We start from the raw sequence: 15346 nt of genomic DNA, 5'->3' as shown, positions 1-15346 counted from the left end.
GTGGGACACCCCTTCGCCCACGAAGAATCAATGGGTTACAGAGACGGACTCACCGCGCGTTAACGATCGGCCGAAGCCGGGCGCGGTGAATCCGGTGGCCGGCGCGCGGTCAGCGGCGCTTGTCCAGCTTGCCGAACTCGCTTTCCAGCAGCGTGCGCAGCTTCTTGCCGGCGCCGCGCAGGGACGCGTCGATGTCGGCGTCCTTGTGCGTGACGGTGTGCGGCTGCATCCCCTCGGGGCGCGCCTCGATCGTGCACCGGATGTCATCGGAACCGCCCTTTGCGCCGTTCAGGTCGGCCAGATGCACCTCGACCCGCGTGAGACGATCCGTCAGATGCCCCAGCGCGCCGGTGACGGTGGATTCGGCCTTGTCGGCCAGATTGTCGTCGCCCTGGATGTGGTTGTCGGTGTTGAACTGGAACTGCATGCTCGTTGTCCTCTTTCTGATCTGCGGACCTTGCGGTCAAGCTCGCTGAGGAAACGCCCGGGCGGTCCAACCGTTGCGTGCGATTTTCCCTGGCCGAGGCCCTAGCCGACGCCGCGCGCTGGTTTCCGCCTGCGGCCGTCGACGCCGCGCCGCCCTGCCCTGCCGTCGCATGGATCAGGCGCGGGGCGGCACGCGCACTGTCGCGGTGCCCGCGCAAATTTTCCCCTTGCACGCCGGCGCGGGCGGCGATACATCCGCGCTCACCAACTGGCATGCGGGCGTAGCTCAGGGGTAGAGCATAACCTTGCCAAGGTTAGGGTCGGGCGTTCGAATCGCCTCGCCCGCTCCAGTTTGGTCGGACCGATGGCATGCGGGCGTAGCTCAGGGGTAGAGCATAACCTTGCCAAGGTTAGGGTCGGGCGTTCGAATCGCCTCGCCCGCTCCATCGGACTTCCTTCACGACAGCGCTTCCACTACCGGCTTTCCCCCCTGCGATCCGCCGCCTATAAGGCACCCGGACAGGCAGGAGGTGGCGATGCGCCGCGCTGAAATCACCCGCAAGACCGCCGAGACCGACATCTCGGTGACGATCGACCTCGACGGGACCGGCGTCTACGACAACCGCACCGGCGTGGGGTTCTTCGACCACATGCTGGACCAGCTGTCGCGCCACGCGCTGATCGACATGACCGTGCGGGCGGAGGGCGACCTGCATATCGACGACCACCACACGGTCGAGGATACCGGTATCGCGCTGGGCCAGGCGCTGGCGCGCGCGCTGGGCGACAAGCGCGGGATCCGGCGCTACGGCTCTTGCCTGCTGCCGATGGACGACGCGCTGGTGCGCGCGGCGCTGGACCTGTCGGGACGGCCCTACCTTGTGTGGAAGGTGGATTTCGCGGCCGCCAGGATCGGCAGCTTCGACACCGAACTGGTGCGCGAGTTCTTCCAGGCCTTCGCGACGCATGGCGGGATCACCCTGAACGTCGCCTGCCTTGACGGGATCAACGCGCACCACGTGGCCGAAGCGGCGTTCAAGGCCGTGGCACGCGCGCTGCGCGAGGCGGTCGAGACCGACGCGCGCAAGGCCGACGCGATTCCGTCGACCAAGGGCGCGCTGTAGGTCGAAGGGCACTGCCCCGCCGGCGCCTGCGGCGCCATTCGCCCCAATAGTTTCCAGGACAGAAGAAGACGACATGCTGACGGCGATCATCGACTACGAAAGCGGCAACCTGCACTCGGCCAACAAGGCATTCGAGCGCGTCGCCCGCGAAATTGGCGAGGGCGAGGTCGTGGTGACCACCCGCGCCGAGGACGTGGCGCGCGCCGACCACATCGTGCTGCCCGGCGACGGGGCGTTCCCGGCCTGCGCGCGCGCGCTGCGCAACTCGGGCTGCTTCGAGGCGATGGTCGAGGCGGTCGAGGTGCGTGGCCGGCCCTTCCTGGGCATCTGCGTCGGCATGCAGCTGATGGCGCGCATGGGTCATGAATACCACGAGACCGAGGGCCTGGGCTGGATCGACGGAGAGATCCTGCGCATCGTGCCGACGGACCCGGCGCTGAAGGTGCCGCACATGGGCTGGAACGACCTGGTGATCGACCACCCGCACCCGGTGCTGGACGGGATCGAGACCGGCGACCACGCCTATTTCGTGCATTCCTACCAGATGCGGCTGGCCGACCTGACGCAGCGTATGGCGCACGTGGATTACGGCGAGGACGTCACCGCCATCGTCGCCAGCGAGACGCGGATGGGCCTGCAGTTCCACCCCGAGAAGAGCGGCCCCACGGGGCTGAAGATGATCGAGAACTTCCTGCGCTGGAAGCCCTGAGGCAACGCGGCCCGTGCGGCGTGCACGGGCCGGCGCCGGCCCGGTCCGGTTTCGGCCTAGTCCAGTTTCGTCCAGGTCTGACTGGAGCAGATAAGGCCGCCCACGACGCAGCCCTTGAGCTCGATCGTGTCGCCCACCACCGCCATCCGGCCGAGATAGACCTTGTCGTTCGACGGGCGCCAGACCTTGCCCTCGTAGCGGCCGTCGCCCTGCGGGACCATGTTGATCACCAGCACCTTGCCGAGGTTGGGGGACTTGTATTCGCCCTGGGCGTTGAAGGTGCGCTCGATCACGCCGCAGATCTTGCCGTCGCAGGGCGCCATGCGGATATGCGCGTAAGAGCCGTCGTCGACTTCGGTCTTCCAGGCGGTGCCCAGCAGCGGGTCGGCGAGGGCTGCGCTTGCGGCCATGACGGCGCCGGCGGCCAGAATCAGGATCTTCTTCATTGGTTTCCTCCCATGATGCCAAAAACGATGGCGGTCGGCCGGTGACCGGGCAAGCGTGACGCGGGGTCGCTTGCATCGGCCGGGGCCATTGGGTAACGCGGCGCGACACCAGAGAGGGCGCGCGACCATGATCCTTTACCCGGCGATCGACCTGAAGGACGGACACGCCGTGCGCCTGCTGCGCGGCGACATGGACAAGGCCACCGTGTTCAACGACGACCCCGCCGCGCAGGCGCAGGCCTTCGTCGACGCCGGCTGCGAATGGCTGCACCTGGTGGACCTGAACGGCGCCTTCGCCGGTACGCCGGTGAACGCCGCCGCGGTCGAGGCGATCCTGGCGCGCACGCAGGTGCCCGCGCAGCTGGGCGGCGGCATCCGCGACATGGCGACGATCGAGGCGTGGCTGGACAAGGGCCTGGCGCGGGTGATCCTGGGAACCGTGGCGGTGGAAAACCCCGCGCTGGTGCGCGAGGCGGCGCGCGCCTTCCCCGGCAAGGTCGCCGTCGGCATCGACGCGCGCGCGGGCCGCGTGGCGACCAAGGGCTGGGCCGAGACGACCGAGGTGATGGCGACGGATCTCGCGCGCTCCTTCGAGGACGCGGGCGTCGCCGCGATCATCTACACCGACATCGAGCGCGACGGCGCCATGCAGGGCCCCAACGTCGAAGCGACGGCGGCGCTGGCGCGGGCGGTGTCGATCCCGGTGATCGCGAGCGGAGGCGTGTCCTCGGTCGCGGACCTGGTGGCGCTGCGCGATTGCGGCGCGCGGCTGGACGGCGCGATCTCGGGGCGGGCGCTCTACGACGGTGCGCTGGACCTGGCCGAGGCGATGGCCGCCCTGCGCGGCTGACCCCTTTCCCTCGGCCCCGTTCCCGCCTATCAAGCCGCCATGTTGAAGACGCGCATCATTCCCTGTCTCGATGTCGCCGATGGCCGCGTGGTCAAGGGCGTCAATTTCGTGGATCTCCGTGACGCGGGCGACCCCGTGGACGCCGCGCGCGCCTACGACGCCGCCGGCGCGGACGAGATATGCTTTCTCGACATCCACGCCACGCACGAGAATCGCGGCACCATGTTCGACGTGGTCACCCGCACGGCCGAGACCTGCTATATTCCGCTGACCGTGGGCGGCGGGGTGCGCACCGTGGCGGACGTGCGCGCGCTGCTGCTGGCTGGCGCCGACAAGGTCAGCTTCAACTCGGCGGCGGTGGCCAATCCCGACGTGGTGGCCGAGGCCGCCGACCAGTTCGGCAGCCAGTGCATCGTCTGCGCCATCGACGCCAAGGCGGTGGACGAAAACCGGTGGGAGATCTTCACCCATGGCGGCCGCAAGCCCACCGGCATCGACGCGGTCGAGTTCGCCATGATGATCGCCGCGAAGGGCGCGGGGGAAATCCTGCTGACCTCGATGGACCGCGACGGCACCAAGGAAGGCTTCAACATCCCGCTGACCCGCACGATCGCGGACGCGGTCGACGTGCCGGTGATCGCGAGCGGCGGCGTCGGCAACCTCGACCACCTGGTCGAGGGCGTCGTCGAAGGCCACGCCTCCGCCGTGCTGGCGGCGTCGATCTTCCACTTCGGCACCCACACCATCGCCGAGGCCAAGGCCCACATGGCCGAGGCCGGCATCGCGGTCCGGCTGTGACGCTGGACGATCTCGCGGCGCTGATCACGCAGCGCGCCAAGGCATCGCCCGACGAAAGCTGGACGGCCAAGCTGCTGGCGAAGGGCCCCGAAAAGGCGGCCGAGAAGTTCGGCGAAGAGGCGATCGAGGCGGTGATCGAGGCCGTGAAGGGCGATCGCGAGCGGCTCGCCTCCGAGGCCGCCGACGTGCTGTTCCACCTGCTGGTGATGCTGGAATCGCGCGGCGTGGCGCTGGCCGAAGTCATGGCCGAACTCGACCGCAGGCAGACGCAATCGGGCCTCGCCGAAAAGGCAAAACGCAAGACCTGACGCGCGGGCCGGGGACGGCGGGCGGGGCGAGTTCGGCGTAGCCGAAGAGCGCCGTACCGCCGTCACAACCTCAAGGCATCAGCCGAACAGGCGCGGATACTCGATCTTCGGGCACCGGTCCTGCACGACGTCCACGCCGCGGGCGCGGGCCTTCTCGGCCGCCTCGGCGTGGCGCACGCCGATCTGCATCCAGATCGTGCTCAGGTTCGGCAGATGCTCCAGCGCCTCGTCCACCACCGGCGGGACGTGCTCGGACCGGCGGAAGATGTCCACCATGTCCACGTCGTCGGGGCAGTCGGCCAGCGAGGCGCGGACCGTCTCGCCGAACAACGTCTCACCGGCATGGCCGGGATTGACGGGGATGATCGTGAACCCCTTCTGCGCCAAGAATTGCGAAACGTAGTGGCTGGGGCGCGCCGGGTTCATCGAGGCGCCGACTACGGCGATCTTGCGGGTGCGCTCGAATACGGCGCGCAATTGGGCGTCTGTTTCCATCATGCCTTGGATATAGGAACGACGGCACAAAGAAAAAGCGCCCGAGGCTAAGCTCGGGCGCAAGTCACGGAACGAGGGACAGTGAAGGCTCTGCAAAGGTTCCGTCTCTGCAGACCTGTCACGGATGTAGGCGCGAATGCCACGTCTTGAAGGGTTGTAAAGAAGTTGTGATTGTTTCCCTTGACCCCGGACGCTTGAAGTGCATGCAGGCCGAGGAAGAATCGCTTTCCGTCTGGACCGGGCAGAACGCGATTCCGCCAGGGCCTCGGGTCACAGACTCATTCCGCCGCCAGCGGCGCGTCGCGGGTCATCTCCCACACCCGTTGCGGGGTGAACGGCATGTCCACCTGCCGCACGCCGCGTGACCACAGCGCGTCCTGCATGGCGTTGGCCATTGCCGCGAGCGCGCCGACGGTTCCGGCCTCGCCGCAGCCCTTCATGCCCATCGGGTTGGCCGTGGACGGCACGGGTTCGACGTCGAAGGCGATCATCGGCACGTCGGCCGCGCGCGGCACCGCGTAGTCCATGAAGCTGGCGGTCAGCAGCTGGCCCTCCGCATCGTGCACCGCGACCTCGGTCAGCGCCTGGCCTATGCCCTGCACGACGCCGCCGTGGACCTGCCCCTCGGCCAGCCGCGGGTTGATGAGGTTGCCGAAATCGTCGACCACCGTGTAGCGCGCGACCTCGACATGCCCGGTCTCGGGGTCGATCTCTAGCTCGGCCACGTGGGCACCGTTGGGGAAGCTGCGCGCTGGCAGCTGCGCATGCGCCTTCCACGTCAGCAGATCGTCGCGCCCCGCCTCGCGGGCCATCTGCGCCGCCTCGACCATCGTCGGCGACAGGTTCGACCCGTCCGCGCGGAAGCGTTCGTCGTCGAAGCGCACCGCGTCCGGCGCCACACCCATCTCGGGCGCGAGGAACTCGGTGAAGCCCTTCACCATGTCGGCGACCGCCACCAGCGTCACGTTGGTCTGCACCGTCACGGATCGCGACCCGCCCGTGCCGCCGCCCCCCGCGATCAGGTCGGAATCGCCCTGCACGACCTTGATCTTCTCGAACGGGATGCCGGTCTGGTCGGAGAGGAACTTGGCGAAGACCGTCTCGTGCCCCTGCCCGTTCGACTGGGTGCCCACGTAGATCAGAGCGCCGCCGTCCCCGGTGAACTCGACCTTCACGTCTTCCGACGGCGCGCCGAGGATGCTTTCGATGTAGCAGCCCAGCCCCAGCCCGCGCAGCTTGCCCGCCTTCTCCGATGCGGCGCGTCGGGCGGGGAAGCCCGCGATATCGGCATCCTGCGCGGCATGGTCCAGCACCTTGCGGAAATCGCCCACATCGTAGGTTTCGCCCGTCTGCGTCGGGTAGGGAAACTGGTCGGGCCTGATGAAGTTGATGCGACGCAGCTCGAACGGGTCGACGCCCAGTTCGCGCGCGGCGCGGTCCATGACACGTTCCAGCACGTAGTTCGCCTCGGGTCGGCCGGCGCCGCGATAGGCGTCGACCTGCGTGGTGTTGGTGTAGAAGGCCTCGGTCCGCAGATACGCCGCAGGGATGTCGTAGACCCCGGTCAGCACGCGCGAGAACAGCTGCCCCTGCATCAGCTGCCCGAACTGCGAGTTGTAGGCGCCGAGGTTGCTGAGGTTGTGCAGCCGGTAGGCGGTGATGCGATTGTTCTCGTCGAAGGCCATCTCGGCCATGGTCACGAGGTCGCGGCCGGCATTGTCCGACAGCATCGCCTCGGACCGGTCCGAGAACCAGCGCACCGGGCGGCCCAGCACCATCGCGGCATGCGCCACGGCGAAGTATTCCGGGTAGGGCATGGTCTTGGTGCCGAAGCCGCCGCCCACGTCGGGGGTTGTGACGTGCACCTGCGCGGAATCGAGGTGCAGCATGCGCGACAGCTGCTCCTTCATGCCCCAGACGCCCTGCCCGCCGAAGGTGAAGTGCAGCCGGTCGTCGCGCCATTCCGCGTAGGCCGCGCGCGGCTCCATCGGGTTCGAGATGATGCGGTGGTCGGTCACCTCCAGCCGCACGACGCGGGCGGTGTTCCCGATCGCCTCGGCGGTGGCGGATTCGTCGCCGATGCCGAAATCGAAGGCGCGGTTGTTCGGTGCCTCGGGGTGAATGGCGTCATTCGACGGCGCGAGCTCGACGCAGACCGGCAGGTCGTCGTAGTCGAAGACGATCAACTCGGCCGCGTCGCGGGCCTGTTCCAGCGTGTCGGCGACGACCATGGCGACGGGTTCGCCGACGAAGCGCACGCGCCCCTCGGCCAGCGTGGGCCGCTTGGGCGAGGCCGCGGCCGAGCCATCGCGGTTCTGCGTCAGCACCGCGTTCATCGCCGTGTCGAGACCCGCGTCCAGCATCTTCTGCCCGGTCAGCACCAGGTGAACGCCGGGCGCCTCCTCGGCGTCCGCGGTGTCGAGCGTGGTGATCTCGGCATGCGCGACGGGCGAGCGCAGGACATAGGCGCGCAGGGCATCCGCGGGCGCGATGTCGTCGACATAGCGCCCTGCCCCGGTCAGGAAGCGCAGGTCCTCGACCCGTGCGACAGACTGGCTTTTGCCGAATTTTTCCATGTGTTTCCCTCCGCGACCCGATCGCGGCGGACCTTAGACGGCGCGGCGCCGGTGTCCAGTGCCCGAAGGCAGCGCGACGCGGGTGGTGCCGTAACCGTTGAAGCGGGTGACGAGACTGCCGGCATAGGCGCCCATGCCGCCGATGACGACCCGGTCGCCGTCCTGAAGGTCCTCGGGCAGCGACAGCGGCGCGGGCAGCATGTCCACCGAATCGCAGGTGGGCCCGAAGACGCGCCACGGCACCGGCGCACCGCTGCGCGGCTGGCCATCGGGCGCGACCACGGCGACCCGGTCGGCGGCCGGCAGGTCCCGCCATTCGCCCAGCGCGCCATAGACTCCGTCGTTGAGGAACAGCGTCCGGCCGTCCACCGCCTTCACCCGCAGCACCAGCTGCGCGGCGTCGGCCACCAGCGCGCGGCCCGGCTCGCACACCAGCGGCGGGGGCGTGTCGAAGGCATCCGTGGCCGCCTGCGTGATGGTGTCGAAATGGCCCTGAAGGTCCGGCGCCGCGCCCGAGCGGTGGGCCGGAAAGCCGCCGCCGACGTTGAGCCGGGCCAGCCGGCAGCCCGCGCGATCGGCGATGTCGGCCGCGGCGGCGATGTAGCGCGCCCACGGCTCGGCGCCTTCGCACTGGGTGCCGGGATGGAAGGTCAGCGAGGGCCGGCCGCCACGCTCGGCGACCAGACGCAGCAGCGCCACGGCCATGTCGGGCTCGGCCCCGAACTTGGCGCCGAAATCGTAGGCCGCACCGCGCACCGTCAGCTTGAACCGCACGGCGATCTCGTCGCCGGCGATGTCGCCCAGCTTGTCCAGCTCGGCGGGGCGGTCGATCGACCAGCTGGCGATGCCGTGGCGGCGCGCGGCGGCGATCTCGGCAGGCGAGCGGACCGGGTTGTGATAGTGCAGCGCGGCATCGGGCGCCACGTCGCGCACCAGCGCCATCTCGGCCGGAGAGGCGACGTCGAAGGCGGTGATCCCGGCGCGGCTGAGACCGGCGAGGATCACGGGCGCCGGGTTCGCCTTGACCGCGTAGGTGACCTGCCCCGGAAAGCCCGACAGGAACGCCCGCGCCGCGCGGTCCAGCGCCTGCGCATCATGGACGAAGTAGGGTGCGTCGTCGTCGGCACCGCTGGCCGCGCCGATGCCGGGATTCGTGCCTTCGAAGAGATGCCTGCTGTCGCCTGCCATGAACCGCTCCTGTTTCCTTGTCGCCGTCTGTTTGGCGCCGTCTGCCAGCGTGCCGCAGAAATCGCTCGGAATCGCGCGCCGGATCGACCAGTATGACGGAAATGAACGACGCAACGCCGGGGTTCCCTTGCAGATCGACGAAACGGACCGGGCGCTGATCGCCGCGCTGTCGGAGAATGCCCGCCTGCCGACCGCCGATCTGGCCCGCAAGCTGGGGTTGGCGCGCTCGACGGTGCAGGCAAGGCTGGACCGGCTGGTGGCGCGGGGCGCGATCGCCGGCTTCACCATCAAGCCGGGCGCGGGGCTGCGCGCGCCGCTGCGCGCCACGGTGCTTATCTGCATCGAGCCGCGCGCCGCCCCGGCCGTGCTGTCGCGTCTGCGCACCATGCCGGTGGTCGAGACGGTCCACACGACCTCGGGGCGGGTCGACATGATCGTGCAATTGTCGGCCGGCACGACCGAGGAACTGGACGCGACGCTGGACAGGATCGGCGAGGCGCAGGGCGTGCGGTCGTCGGAAAGCCTGATCCACCTGAGCACCAAGATCGACCGCACCGCCTGAGGCCGCGGGGCAAGGCCTGCCGGACCGGAAGGCGCGACTATCGCCCGGCGTCGCCCTCTGCGTCGGCCTCGGGGTCGTCCTTGATGCCGTGCGCGGTGAACAGCGAGCCCTGCAGGATGAAGAACGCGAAGACGGCCAGCGGCAGGCCGAAGGTCTCGAAATAGACCCAGGTTTCGGTATCGAAGAAGCGCCAGACGATCTCGTTCGCGGCGGCGAGCGCGAAGAACAGCCACATCACGCGGCGGGTCAGGATTCGCCAGCCCTCGTCGCGCATGGGCATGAGTTCCTCCATGACGTATTGCAGCCAGGATTGCCGGCGCAACAGGCCGGCCGCCAGCAGCCCGCCGAACAGCAGGTAGATGATCGTGGGCTTCATCTTGATGAAGCGTTCGTCGTTGAGCCAGACGGACAACCCCCCGAACACCACGATCACGATCGCCGTGAACGCCTGCATCCGGCTGAGCCGCCCGGTCAGCGCCCACAGGATGCCCATCGCCAGCAGGAAGATCGGGATGAAGGCCGCTGTGACGACGATGAAGCCGTCGTAGTCGGTGCCGCCCCAGGTGAAGACCTCGTCCTTGAGCCAGAGATAGGCGACGAAGAAGCCGATCACCGGGCCGAGTTCGAGCGCGCTTTTCAGCGCCGGATTGATCTTGCGGTCTGCCATGCGTTTCTCCCGTTGGGGGCTAGTTAGGCCGCGGGGCGCGGGGACGCAATGCTAGCCGCCCAGTTCGACGACCACGGCGCCCAGCGCGATCAGCGCCATCAGCGCGATCCGGCGCGGGCCGACGGTCTCGCGCAGCACCAGCCAGCCGATGATCGCGGCGAACACGGTCGAGGTCTCGCGCAGCACCGCGGCCTCGCCCACCTGGTCGAGCCGCGTGGCCAGCATGATCGAGCCGAACGAGAAATAGGCGACGAAGGCGCCGATCACCCCGCGCCGCAGCAGCGGCCAGGGGGCGGGGCGTTCGCCGCTGCTGTGCAGGCGAAAGGCGGCGACTATCGGCATCAGCCAGCCGTCGATCACGAAGAACCACGCGAGGAAGGTGAACGGATCGGCGGTGGCGCGGATGCCGTAGGCGTCGTAGGTGGTGTAGAGCGCGACGAAGACGCCCGTGGCCACGGCGAGGGTTAGCGCCGAGGGCAGCTTCGCGCGATCGACTTCGAGGAAGATCAGGTTGTAGACCGCCAGCCCGAAGATCCCCGAGACCAGGATCGCGACGCCCAGCCACTGCATCAGGCTGTAGGATTCGCCGAACAGGATGACCGCGCCGATCATCGCGAACAGTGGTCCGGTGCCGCGCACCACCGGGTAGACCACCGTGTAGGCGCCTTGGGTGTAAGCCGCCGCCTGCAGAAATTTGTAGGCGGTGTGGGTGACGAAGGCGCCGAAGAAGATCGGCCACATGTGCGGCTCGGGCCAGGGCACGAGGAACAGCGCGACCGGAAGCGCGATCAGACCGTAGCAGCCGTCGATCGCGCCGCGCGACAGCCACGGATCGTGCTTGCCCTTCTGCAGCGCGCCGAAGGCCGCGTGCAGGAACGCTGCCAGCAGGGCGAGGCACAGGGCCACTGTCTGGCCCGTCTCGGTGCCCTCGATGGAGATGAGCCACTGGCTCATGCGGCGCGGTGGGGGTGTGGGGGCTCTGCCCCCGTCCGCCCTGCCGGGCGGCCTTCCCCGGGATATTTGCTGACCAAAGAAGCCGGCGCGGGGCCGCGGGACGTCATGCGGCGTCGTCCGTGGCCAGACCGGTCAGCGCGGCGGCGAATTCCTCGGGGTCGAAGGGGGCGAGATCGTCGATCTGCTCGCCCACGCCGATGGCGTGGATGGGCAGGCCGAACTTGTCGGCCAGCGCCACCAGAACGCCGCCCTTGGCGGTGCCGTCGAGCTTGGTCATCACCAGCCCCGAAACGTCGGCGAGTTTCCGGAACGTCTCGACCTGGTTGAGCGCGTTCTGCCCGGTCGTGGCGTCCAGCACCAGCAGCGTGTTGTGCGGCGCGTCGGGGTCCTTCTTGCGGATCACGCGGACGATCTTGGCCAGTTCCTCCATCAGGTCGGCGCGGTTCTGCAAACGGCCGGCGGTGTCGATCATCAGCAGGTCGGCACCATCGGCCTGCGCGCGGCCCATCGCGTCGAAGGCGAGGCTGGCGGGGTCGGAACCTTCGGGCGCGGTGAGCACCGGCACGCCGGCGCGGTCGCCCCAGACCTGCAGCTGCTCGACCGCCGCCGCGCGGAACGTGTCGCCGGCGGCGATGACGACGGACTTGCCGGCGGCGCGGAACTGGCTGGCGAGCTTGCCGATCGTCGTGGTCTTGCCCGAGCCGTTGACGCCGACGACCAGCACGACCTGCGGGCGCTTGGGGTAGATCGGCAGGGGTCGCGCCACGGGCTCCATGATGCGGGCGATCTCGGCGGCCAGCAGCGTCTTGATCTCGTGCACCGACAGGCGCTTGCCATAGCGGCCCTCGGCGATGTTGGCGGTGACGCGCAGCGCCGTATCGACGCCCATGTCCGAGGCGATCAGCAGTTCCTCGAGCTGTTCGAGCATCTCGTCGTCGAGGGTGCGGCGCACCACCGGCGCGGCGTCGGGGCCGCGGAAGAGCCGGCCCAGAAGGCCCGGACGGGCGGGCGCCTCTTCGTCGGGCGTCCGGGGAAGGTCCTCGGGAATGGCGGGCTGCACCGGCTCGCGCGGCTCTTCGCGCGATGGAGGCTGTTCGGCGCGCGGTTTGGGCGGCTGCGGCGGCTCGGGCGCGGGCGTCGGCGGGACGTCTTGTGCTTCGGACCGTTCCTGCGGCGGCTCGGAGGGCGACGGCGCATCGGGTTCGCCGTCGCCCTCGTGGACGATGGCATCCAGCCCCTCGTCGAGCTTCGACGAGGACTTGAAGAGTTTTGTCTTGAGCTTGCCGAAGAAGGACATGAAGGACCGCCTTGCCGTCGTTTGGACCGAGTTAATACGCCGCGCCGGGATTTGAAAGCGCCCGCGCGCCGTGGCGCCGGCCCGGAGGCCGGGCGATTTCCATGCTTTGGCCTTTGCCGTGCCGCGATTCGCGCGCCAGAGTGGGCGCGCGCCGGATGGGCGCGACACCGGCGGGGGCGGCATGCGCTTTGCAATCGTGACGATCGGCGTGACGGCTCTGGTCGCGGCCGGGATCGCCTGGGGCGGGGCGTGGGCTGCGCTGGCGGTCGCGTCCATAACCGTCTTCGCCTGGGCACTGGACCGGATCGCGGCGCTTTCCGCGCCCGATCGCGCGGGGCAGGAATTCCCCTCGGGCGCCGCACTGTCGGTGGCGCTGGGGCTGGCGCATTTCCCCATCCTGTTCGGCGCGGTGGCGGCGCTGGCCTCGGAGGGCCACGGCACCCTGGACAAGGCGCTGATCTTCGTGGCGGCGTCGCTGTTCATCGGCCAGGTCGGCAATGCCAACGCGCACGAACTGATCCACAGGAAGCGGCGCGCGATGCGCCTGCTGGGGGCGGCGGTCTACGCGTCGATCCTGTTCGGGCACCATGCCTCGGCGCATCTGCGGGTGCATCACGTCCATGCGGCGTCGGCGGGAGATCCGAACTCGGCGCGGCTGCAGGAGGGTTTCTACAGCTATGCGGTGCGCGCGTGGGCCGGGTCGTTCCGCGCCGGATGGCGGGCCGAGCGGCGCCTGCGCGGCGGGCGCGGCCGGCATCCCTACTGGGGCTATGGGGCGGGCTCGGTGGCATCGCTGACCGTGGCCGCGGCGCTTGGCGGCGGCGCCGGGATCGCGGCGCTGCTGGCGATCGCGGTTTACGCGCAGGCGCAGCTTCTGCTGTCGGATTACGTCCAGCATTACGGGTTGCGCCGGCGCAGGCGGGAGGACGGGCGGCTGGAGCCGGTCGGTCCGCAGCACAGCTGGAACGCGCCGCACGGGTTCACGTCGGCGATGATGCTGAACGCGCCGCGCCACTCGGATCATCACGCGCGCCCTGCGCGGGCCTATCCTGGGCTCGAGCTTGACCGCGAGGCGATGCCGATGCTGCCGCATTCGCTGCCGGTGATGGCGGTGATCGCGCTGCTGCCGCCGCTTTGGTTCCGGGTGATGGACAAGCGCGCGCTGGCCTGGTCGCCGGACGCGGACCCGGCGGTGCCGGACGGCGCGCCGGTGGCGGCGGCATAGCGCCCGCATTAACGAAGCGTTCACCATGTGCTTTCCCCGGTGCCGCCCTTTTGACATGGTGGAAGGCATGAAACATGCGCTTGCCCTGATCCTTGCCGTCGCCGCCGCACCGCTCGTGGCGGCCGAAGGCATGTCCGCCGCCGAGTTCGAAGCCTATGTCGAGGGCAAGACGCTCTACTTCGGCCTGAGCGGCCAGCCCTACGGCGCCGAGCGCTATCGCGACGACCGGCGCGTGACGTGGTCGTTCCTCGATGGCGAGTGCAAGGAAGGCTACTGGTACGAGGATGCCGGGCAGATCTGCTTCGTCTACGAGGACCGCCCCGACCCGCAATGCTGGGCGTTCTATCGCGAGGGCAACGGCCTGCGCGCCGAATTCGCCGGCGACCCGTTCTCGACCGTGCTTTACGAGGCGCGGCAGAGCGACGAGCCGATGCTGTGTTACGGACCCGACGTGGGCGTCTGAGCCTCAGGCCGCGGCCGGGGTCGCGCTCATCGCGGCGAAGCCCTGGCGCAGCGCCTCGGCCATCGCCAGCACGATCTCGGACTTGGCGGCGCCGCAATACAGGTTGACCCGCTGCAGGCCGAGGTCGGGCAGACCGCTGCCGGCGTCGATATAGGCCAGCTGCGGCGGCGCGTGGCCTTCCAGGCTGGTGGTCACGGCAAGATCGGCGCTGACCGTCGCCTCGACCGTGCGGTCGTTGTCCGAATCGACGGCCATTTCCCAGTCGATGCCCTTGGCGTCCAGCCGCGTCAGCGCGCCGGGGCGGAAACCGCAATAGCGGCAGAAGGCCAGCCGTAGCGGCCGGCCCTTCCACGCCTGCCCGTCCGGCGCGCCGATCCAGCGCAGCGGCACGCGGGCCAGCGTTTCGGCGCCCGGGCCGTTGGTATCCTCGGTCGTCAGGATCACGTCGGCCTCGCCGCGGGCGAAGGTCTTCTTCAGTTCGCGCGTGTACGAGCTGATCAGCTGCACCTTCACGCGGGGATGGGTGCGTTCCATCTGCTGCAGCACCTTGGGAATCACCGGGTAGACGATGTCGACCGGCACGCCGAGCACGATCTCGCCCTCCCAGGACTGGTGCGTCAGGCGGGCATAGGCCTCGTCGTTGAGCGCGATCATCTTGTGCGCGTACCCCAGCAGCTGCGCGCCCGCGGGCGTCAGGCTGATGCCCCGCCCCGAGCGTTCGAGCAGCTCGAGACCCAGCAGATCCTCGAGCCGCTTGAGCTGCATCGAGACCGCCGATTGCGTGAGGTTGAGGAAGCCGGCCGCACGCGTCACGCCGCCGGCCTCGGCGACCGCGGCGAAAGAGCGGAGCGTGGTGATGTCGAAATTGCGCATTGATCACGGTCCGTGATGGGTGACGTCAATAACATTCGTTTCACACATGGATCACGAATAGGCATCTGGATCAAGGATAGAAATGACACCCGCCACTTACATCACGAAAATTGAAGGATTGCATCATGATCCGCACTGTCGCACCGACCGCGTTCATCCCCGCTTACCGGCCCTCGGGCAATTTCGGCCTGACCGTCCTGCGCTGGATAGCCGTGGCGCGTCAGCGGCGCGACCTTGCCGGACTGGACGCCCGCGCGCTGGCCGATATCGGCATCACGCCCGCCGCCGCGCGGCGCGAGGCAACGCGTCCCTTCTGGGACCTCGACGCATAAGCATCATTCGAGGCATATCTTTCGTCGCACCCGTCCTGTCATGCTTGAAAAAG

General features: G+C 69.0%; 18 protein-coding genes and 2 tRNA genes. 11 read left to right on the top strand and 9 right to left on the bottom strand.

Annotation, left to right across the window (positions count from 1 at the left end; translation table 11 throughout):
* Window positions 1–109: 109 nt before the first annotated feature.
* A complete protein-coding gene (locus BLW27_RS11435; RefSeq protein ID WP_089883382.1) occupies window positions 110–427 on the bottom strand; it encodes a hypothetical protein in 318 nt (105 codons plus the stop codon).
* Window positions 428–701: 274 nt separating this feature from the next.
* On the opposite strand from BLW27_RS11435, the gene BLW27_RS11430 reads away from it, so the two are divergent.
* The 4 genes from BLW27_RS11430 (at window position 702) to hisH (ending at window position 2259) form a co-directional block, all read left to right on the top strand.
* Window positions 702–776: transfer RNA gene (locus BLW27_RS11430), tRNA-Gly, on the top strand.
* A 21-nt stretch (window positions 777–797) separates the two neighbouring features.
* A tRNA-Gly gene (locus BLW27_RS11425) sits at window positions 798–872 on the top strand.
* Window positions 873–962: 90 nt separating this feature from the next.
* Window positions 963–1550, top strand: a complete 588-nt coding sequence (hisB, locus tag BLW27_RS11420) for an imidazoleglycerol-phosphate dehydratase HisB (protein WP_089883380.1) — start codon at window positions 963–965, stop codon at window positions 1548–1550.
* A gap of 73 nt (window positions 1551–1623) precedes the next feature.
* Window positions 1624–2259, top strand: a complete 636-nt coding sequence (hisH, locus tag BLW27_RS11415) for an imidazole glycerol phosphate synthase subunit HisH (RefSeq protein ID WP_089883378.1) — start codon at window positions 1624–1626, stop codon at window positions 2257–2259.
* Between the two features lie 56 nt (window positions 2260–2315).
* On the opposite strand, the gene BLW27_RS11410 is transcribed toward hisH, so the two are convergent.
* Window positions 2316–2705, bottom strand: coding sequence for a DUF2147 domain-containing protein (locus BLW27_RS11410; RefSeq protein WP_089883376.1), 390 nt, complete (start codon window positions 2703–2705; stop codon window positions 2316–2318).
* 127 nt (window positions 2706–2832) lie between these two features.
* On the opposite strand from BLW27_RS11410, the gene hisA reads away from it, so the two are divergent.
* The 3 genes from hisA to BLW27_RS11395 are packed head-to-tail and all read left to right on the top strand — an operon-like array spanning window position 2833 to window position 4661.
* Complete coding sequence (hisA, locus tag BLW27_RS11405; protein WP_089883374.1) at window positions 2833–3555, top strand: 1-(5-phosphoribosyl)-5-[(5-phosphoribosylamino)methylideneamino]imidazole-4-carboxamide isomerase; 723 nt, start codon at window positions 2833–2835, stop codon at window positions 3553–3555.
* Between the two features lie 39 nt (window positions 3556–3594).
* Entirely contained in the window at window positions 3595–4353 is a 759-nt protein-coding gene (gene hisF, locus BLW27_RS11400) for an imidazole glycerol phosphate synthase subunit HisF (protein ID WP_089883372.1), read from the top strand.
* The gene (locus BLW27_RS11395; RefSeq protein ID WP_089883370.1) at window positions 4350–4661 is read left to right on the top strand and encodes a phosphoribosyl-ATP diphosphatase; all 312 of its coding nucleotides are present in this window, start codon (window positions 4350–4352) and stop codon (window positions 4659–4661) included. The genes hisF and BLW27_RS11395 overlap by 4 nt, the downstream gene beginning before the upstream one ends.
* Before the next feature lie 78 nt (window positions 4662–4739).
* Here BLW27_RS11395 and BLW27_RS11390 read toward each other — a convergent pair whose 3' ends face one another.
* The 3 genes from BLW27_RS11390 to BLW27_RS11380 form a co-directional block, all read right to left on the bottom strand.
* Window positions 4740–5159 carry a CoA-binding protein gene (locus tag BLW27_RS11390; RefSeq protein WP_089883368.1) on the bottom strand — a complete coding sequence of 140 codons (420 nt, stop codon included), beginning with the start codon at window positions 5157–5159 and terminating at the stop codon, window positions 4740–4742.
* A 275-nt stretch (window positions 5160–5434) separates the two neighbouring features.
* Window positions 5435–7732 (bottom strand): xanthine dehydrogenase family protein molybdopterin-binding subunit, encoded by a 2298-nt coding sequence (locus tag BLW27_RS11385; RefSeq protein WP_089883366.1) that lies wholly within the window; start codon window positions 7730–7732, stop codon window positions 5435–5437.
* A 33-nt stretch (window positions 7733–7765) separates the two neighbouring features.
* Complete coding sequence (locus BLW27_RS11380; RefSeq protein ID WP_089883364.1) at window positions 7766–8920, bottom strand: type III PLP-dependent enzyme domain-containing protein; 1155 nt, start codon at window positions 8918–8920, stop codon at window positions 7766–7768.
* A gap of 127 nt (window positions 8921–9047) precedes the next feature.
* Between BLW27_RS11380 and BLW27_RS11375 the strand changes: the two genes are divergently transcribed.
* Window positions 9048–9482 carry an Lrp/AsnC family transcriptional regulator gene (locus BLW27_RS11375; RefSeq protein WP_089883578.1) on the top strand — a complete coding sequence of 145 codons (435 nt, stop codon included), beginning with the start codon at window positions 9048–9050 and terminating at the stop codon, window positions 9480–9482.
* Between the two features lie 37 nt (window positions 9483–9519).
* Here the strand turns inward: BLW27_RS11375 and BLW27_RS11370 are convergent, their stop codons facing one another.
* The 3 genes from BLW27_RS11370 to ftsY all read right to left on the bottom strand — a co-directional run bounded on the left by BLW27_RS11370 (window position 9520) and on the right by ftsY (window position 12400).
* Entirely contained in the window at window positions 9520–10149 is a 630-nt protein-coding gene (locus BLW27_RS11370; RefSeq protein WP_089883362.1) for an inner membrane-spanning protein YciB, read from the bottom strand.
* Window positions 10150–10200: 51 nt separating this feature from the next.
* Window positions 10201–11103 (bottom strand): EamA family transporter, encoded by a 903-nt coding sequence (locus BLW27_RS11365; RefSeq protein WP_089883360.1) that lies wholly within the window; start codon window positions 11101–11103, stop codon window positions 10201–10203.
* 103 nt (window positions 11104–11206) lie between these two features.
* Complete coding sequence (gene ftsY / locus BLW27_RS11360) at window positions 11207–12400, bottom strand: signal recognition particle-docking protein FtsY (RefSeq protein ID WP_089883358.1); 1194 nt, start codon at window positions 12398–12400, stop codon at window positions 11207–11209.
* A 181-nt stretch (window positions 12401–12581) separates the two neighbouring features.
* Between ftsY and BLW27_RS11355 the strand changes: the two genes are divergently transcribed.
* Window positions 12582–13625, top strand: a complete 1044-nt coding sequence (locus BLW27_RS11355) for an alkane 1-monooxygenase (protein WP_089883356.1) — start codon at window positions 12582–12584, stop codon at window positions 13623–13625.
* Window positions 13626–13692: 67 nt separating this feature from the next.
* A complete protein-coding gene (locus BLW27_RS11350) occupies window positions 13693–14088 on the top strand; it encodes a hypothetical protein (protein ID WP_089883354.1) in 396 nt (131 codons plus the stop codon).
* Between the two features lie 3 nt (window positions 14089–14091).
* On the opposite strand, the gene BLW27_RS11345 is transcribed toward BLW27_RS11350, so the two are convergent.
* A complete protein-coding gene (locus BLW27_RS11345; RefSeq protein WP_089883352.1) occupies window positions 14092–14961 on the bottom strand; it encodes a LysR family transcriptional regulator in 870 nt (289 codons plus the stop codon).
* A gap of 125 nt (window positions 14962–15086) precedes the next feature.
* Here BLW27_RS11345 and BLW27_RS11340 point away from each other — a divergent pair, with 125 nt between their 5' ends.
* On the top strand, window positions 15087–15293 hold the full coding sequence (locus BLW27_RS11340) for a DUF1127 domain-containing protein (protein ID WP_089883350.1): 207 nt from the start codon (window positions 15087–15089) through the stop codon (window positions 15291–15293).
* Window positions 15294–15346: the final 53 nt, after the last annotated feature.

Origin of the sequence: Citreimonas salinaria (assembly GCF_900107235.1) — a bacterium.
Lineage (GTDB): Bacteria > Pseudomonadota > Alphaproteobacteria > Rhodobacterales > Rhodobacteraceae > Citreimonas > Citreimonas salinaria.
The sequence above is the reverse complement of the archived record's forward strand: the minus strand, read 5'-3'. Positions and strand labels throughout refer to the sequence as shown.

Coding starts and splice junctions, on each gene's coding strand:
- BLW27_RS11345 (WP_089883352.1), bottom strand. CDS start 14,961: ATGCGCAATTTCGACATCACCACGCTCCGCTCTTTCGCCGCGGTCGCC.
- BLW27_RS11355 (WP_089883356.1), top strand. CDS start 12,582: ATGCGCTTTGCAATCGTGACGATCGGCGTGACGGCTCTGGTCGCGGCC.
- BLW27_RS11370 (WP_089883362.1), bottom strand. CDS start 10,149: ATGGCAGACCGCAAGATCAATCCGGCGCTGAAAAGCGCGCTCGAACTC.
- hisB (WP_089883380.1), top strand. CDS start 963: ATGCGCCGCGCTGAAATCACCCGCAAGACCGCCGAGACCGACATCTCG.
- BLW27_RS11390 (WP_089883368.1), bottom strand. CDS start 5,159: ATGATGGAAACAGACGCCCAATTGCGCGCCGTATTCGAGCGCACCCGC.
- BLW27_RS11435 (WP_089883382.1), bottom strand. CDS start 427: ATGCAGTTCCAGTTCAACACCGACAACCACATCCAGGGCGACGACAAT.
- BLW27_RS11350 (WP_089883354.1), top strand. CDS start 13,693: ATGAAACATGCGCTTGCCCTGATCCTTGCCGTCGCCGCCGCACCGCTC.
- BLW27_RS11340 (WP_089883350.1), top strand. CDS start 15,087: ATGATCCGCACTGTCGCACCGACCGCGTTCATCCCCGCTTACCGGCCC.
- ftsY (WP_089883358.1), bottom strand. CDS start 12,400: ATGTCCTTCTTCGGCAAGCTCAAGACAAAACTCTTCAAGTCCTCGTCG.
- BLW27_RS11385 (WP_089883366.1), bottom strand. CDS start 7,732: ATGGAAAAATTCGGCAAAAGCCAGTCTGTCGCACGGGTCGAGGACCTG.
- hisF (WP_089883372.1), top strand. CDS start 3,595: ATGTTGAAGACGCGCATCATTCCCTGTCTCGATGTCGCCGATGGCCGC.
- BLW27_RS11365 (WP_089883360.1), bottom strand. CDS start 11,103: ATGAGCCAGTGGCTCATCTCCATCGAGGGCACCGAGACGGGCCAGACA.
- hisH (WP_089883378.1), top strand. CDS start 1,624: ATGCTGACGGCGATCATCGACTACGAAAGCGGCAACCTGCACTCGGCC.
- BLW27_RS11380 (WP_089883364.1), bottom strand. CDS start 8,920: ATGGCAGGCGACAGCAGGCATCTCTTCGAAGGCACGAATCCCGGCATC.
- BLW27_RS11410 (WP_089883376.1), bottom strand. CDS start 2,705: ATGAAGAAGATCCTGATTCTGGCCGCCGGCGCCGTCATGGCCGCAAGC.
- hisA (WP_089883374.1), top strand. CDS start 2,833: ATGATCCTTTACCCGGCGATCGACCTGAAGGACGGACACGCCGTGCGC.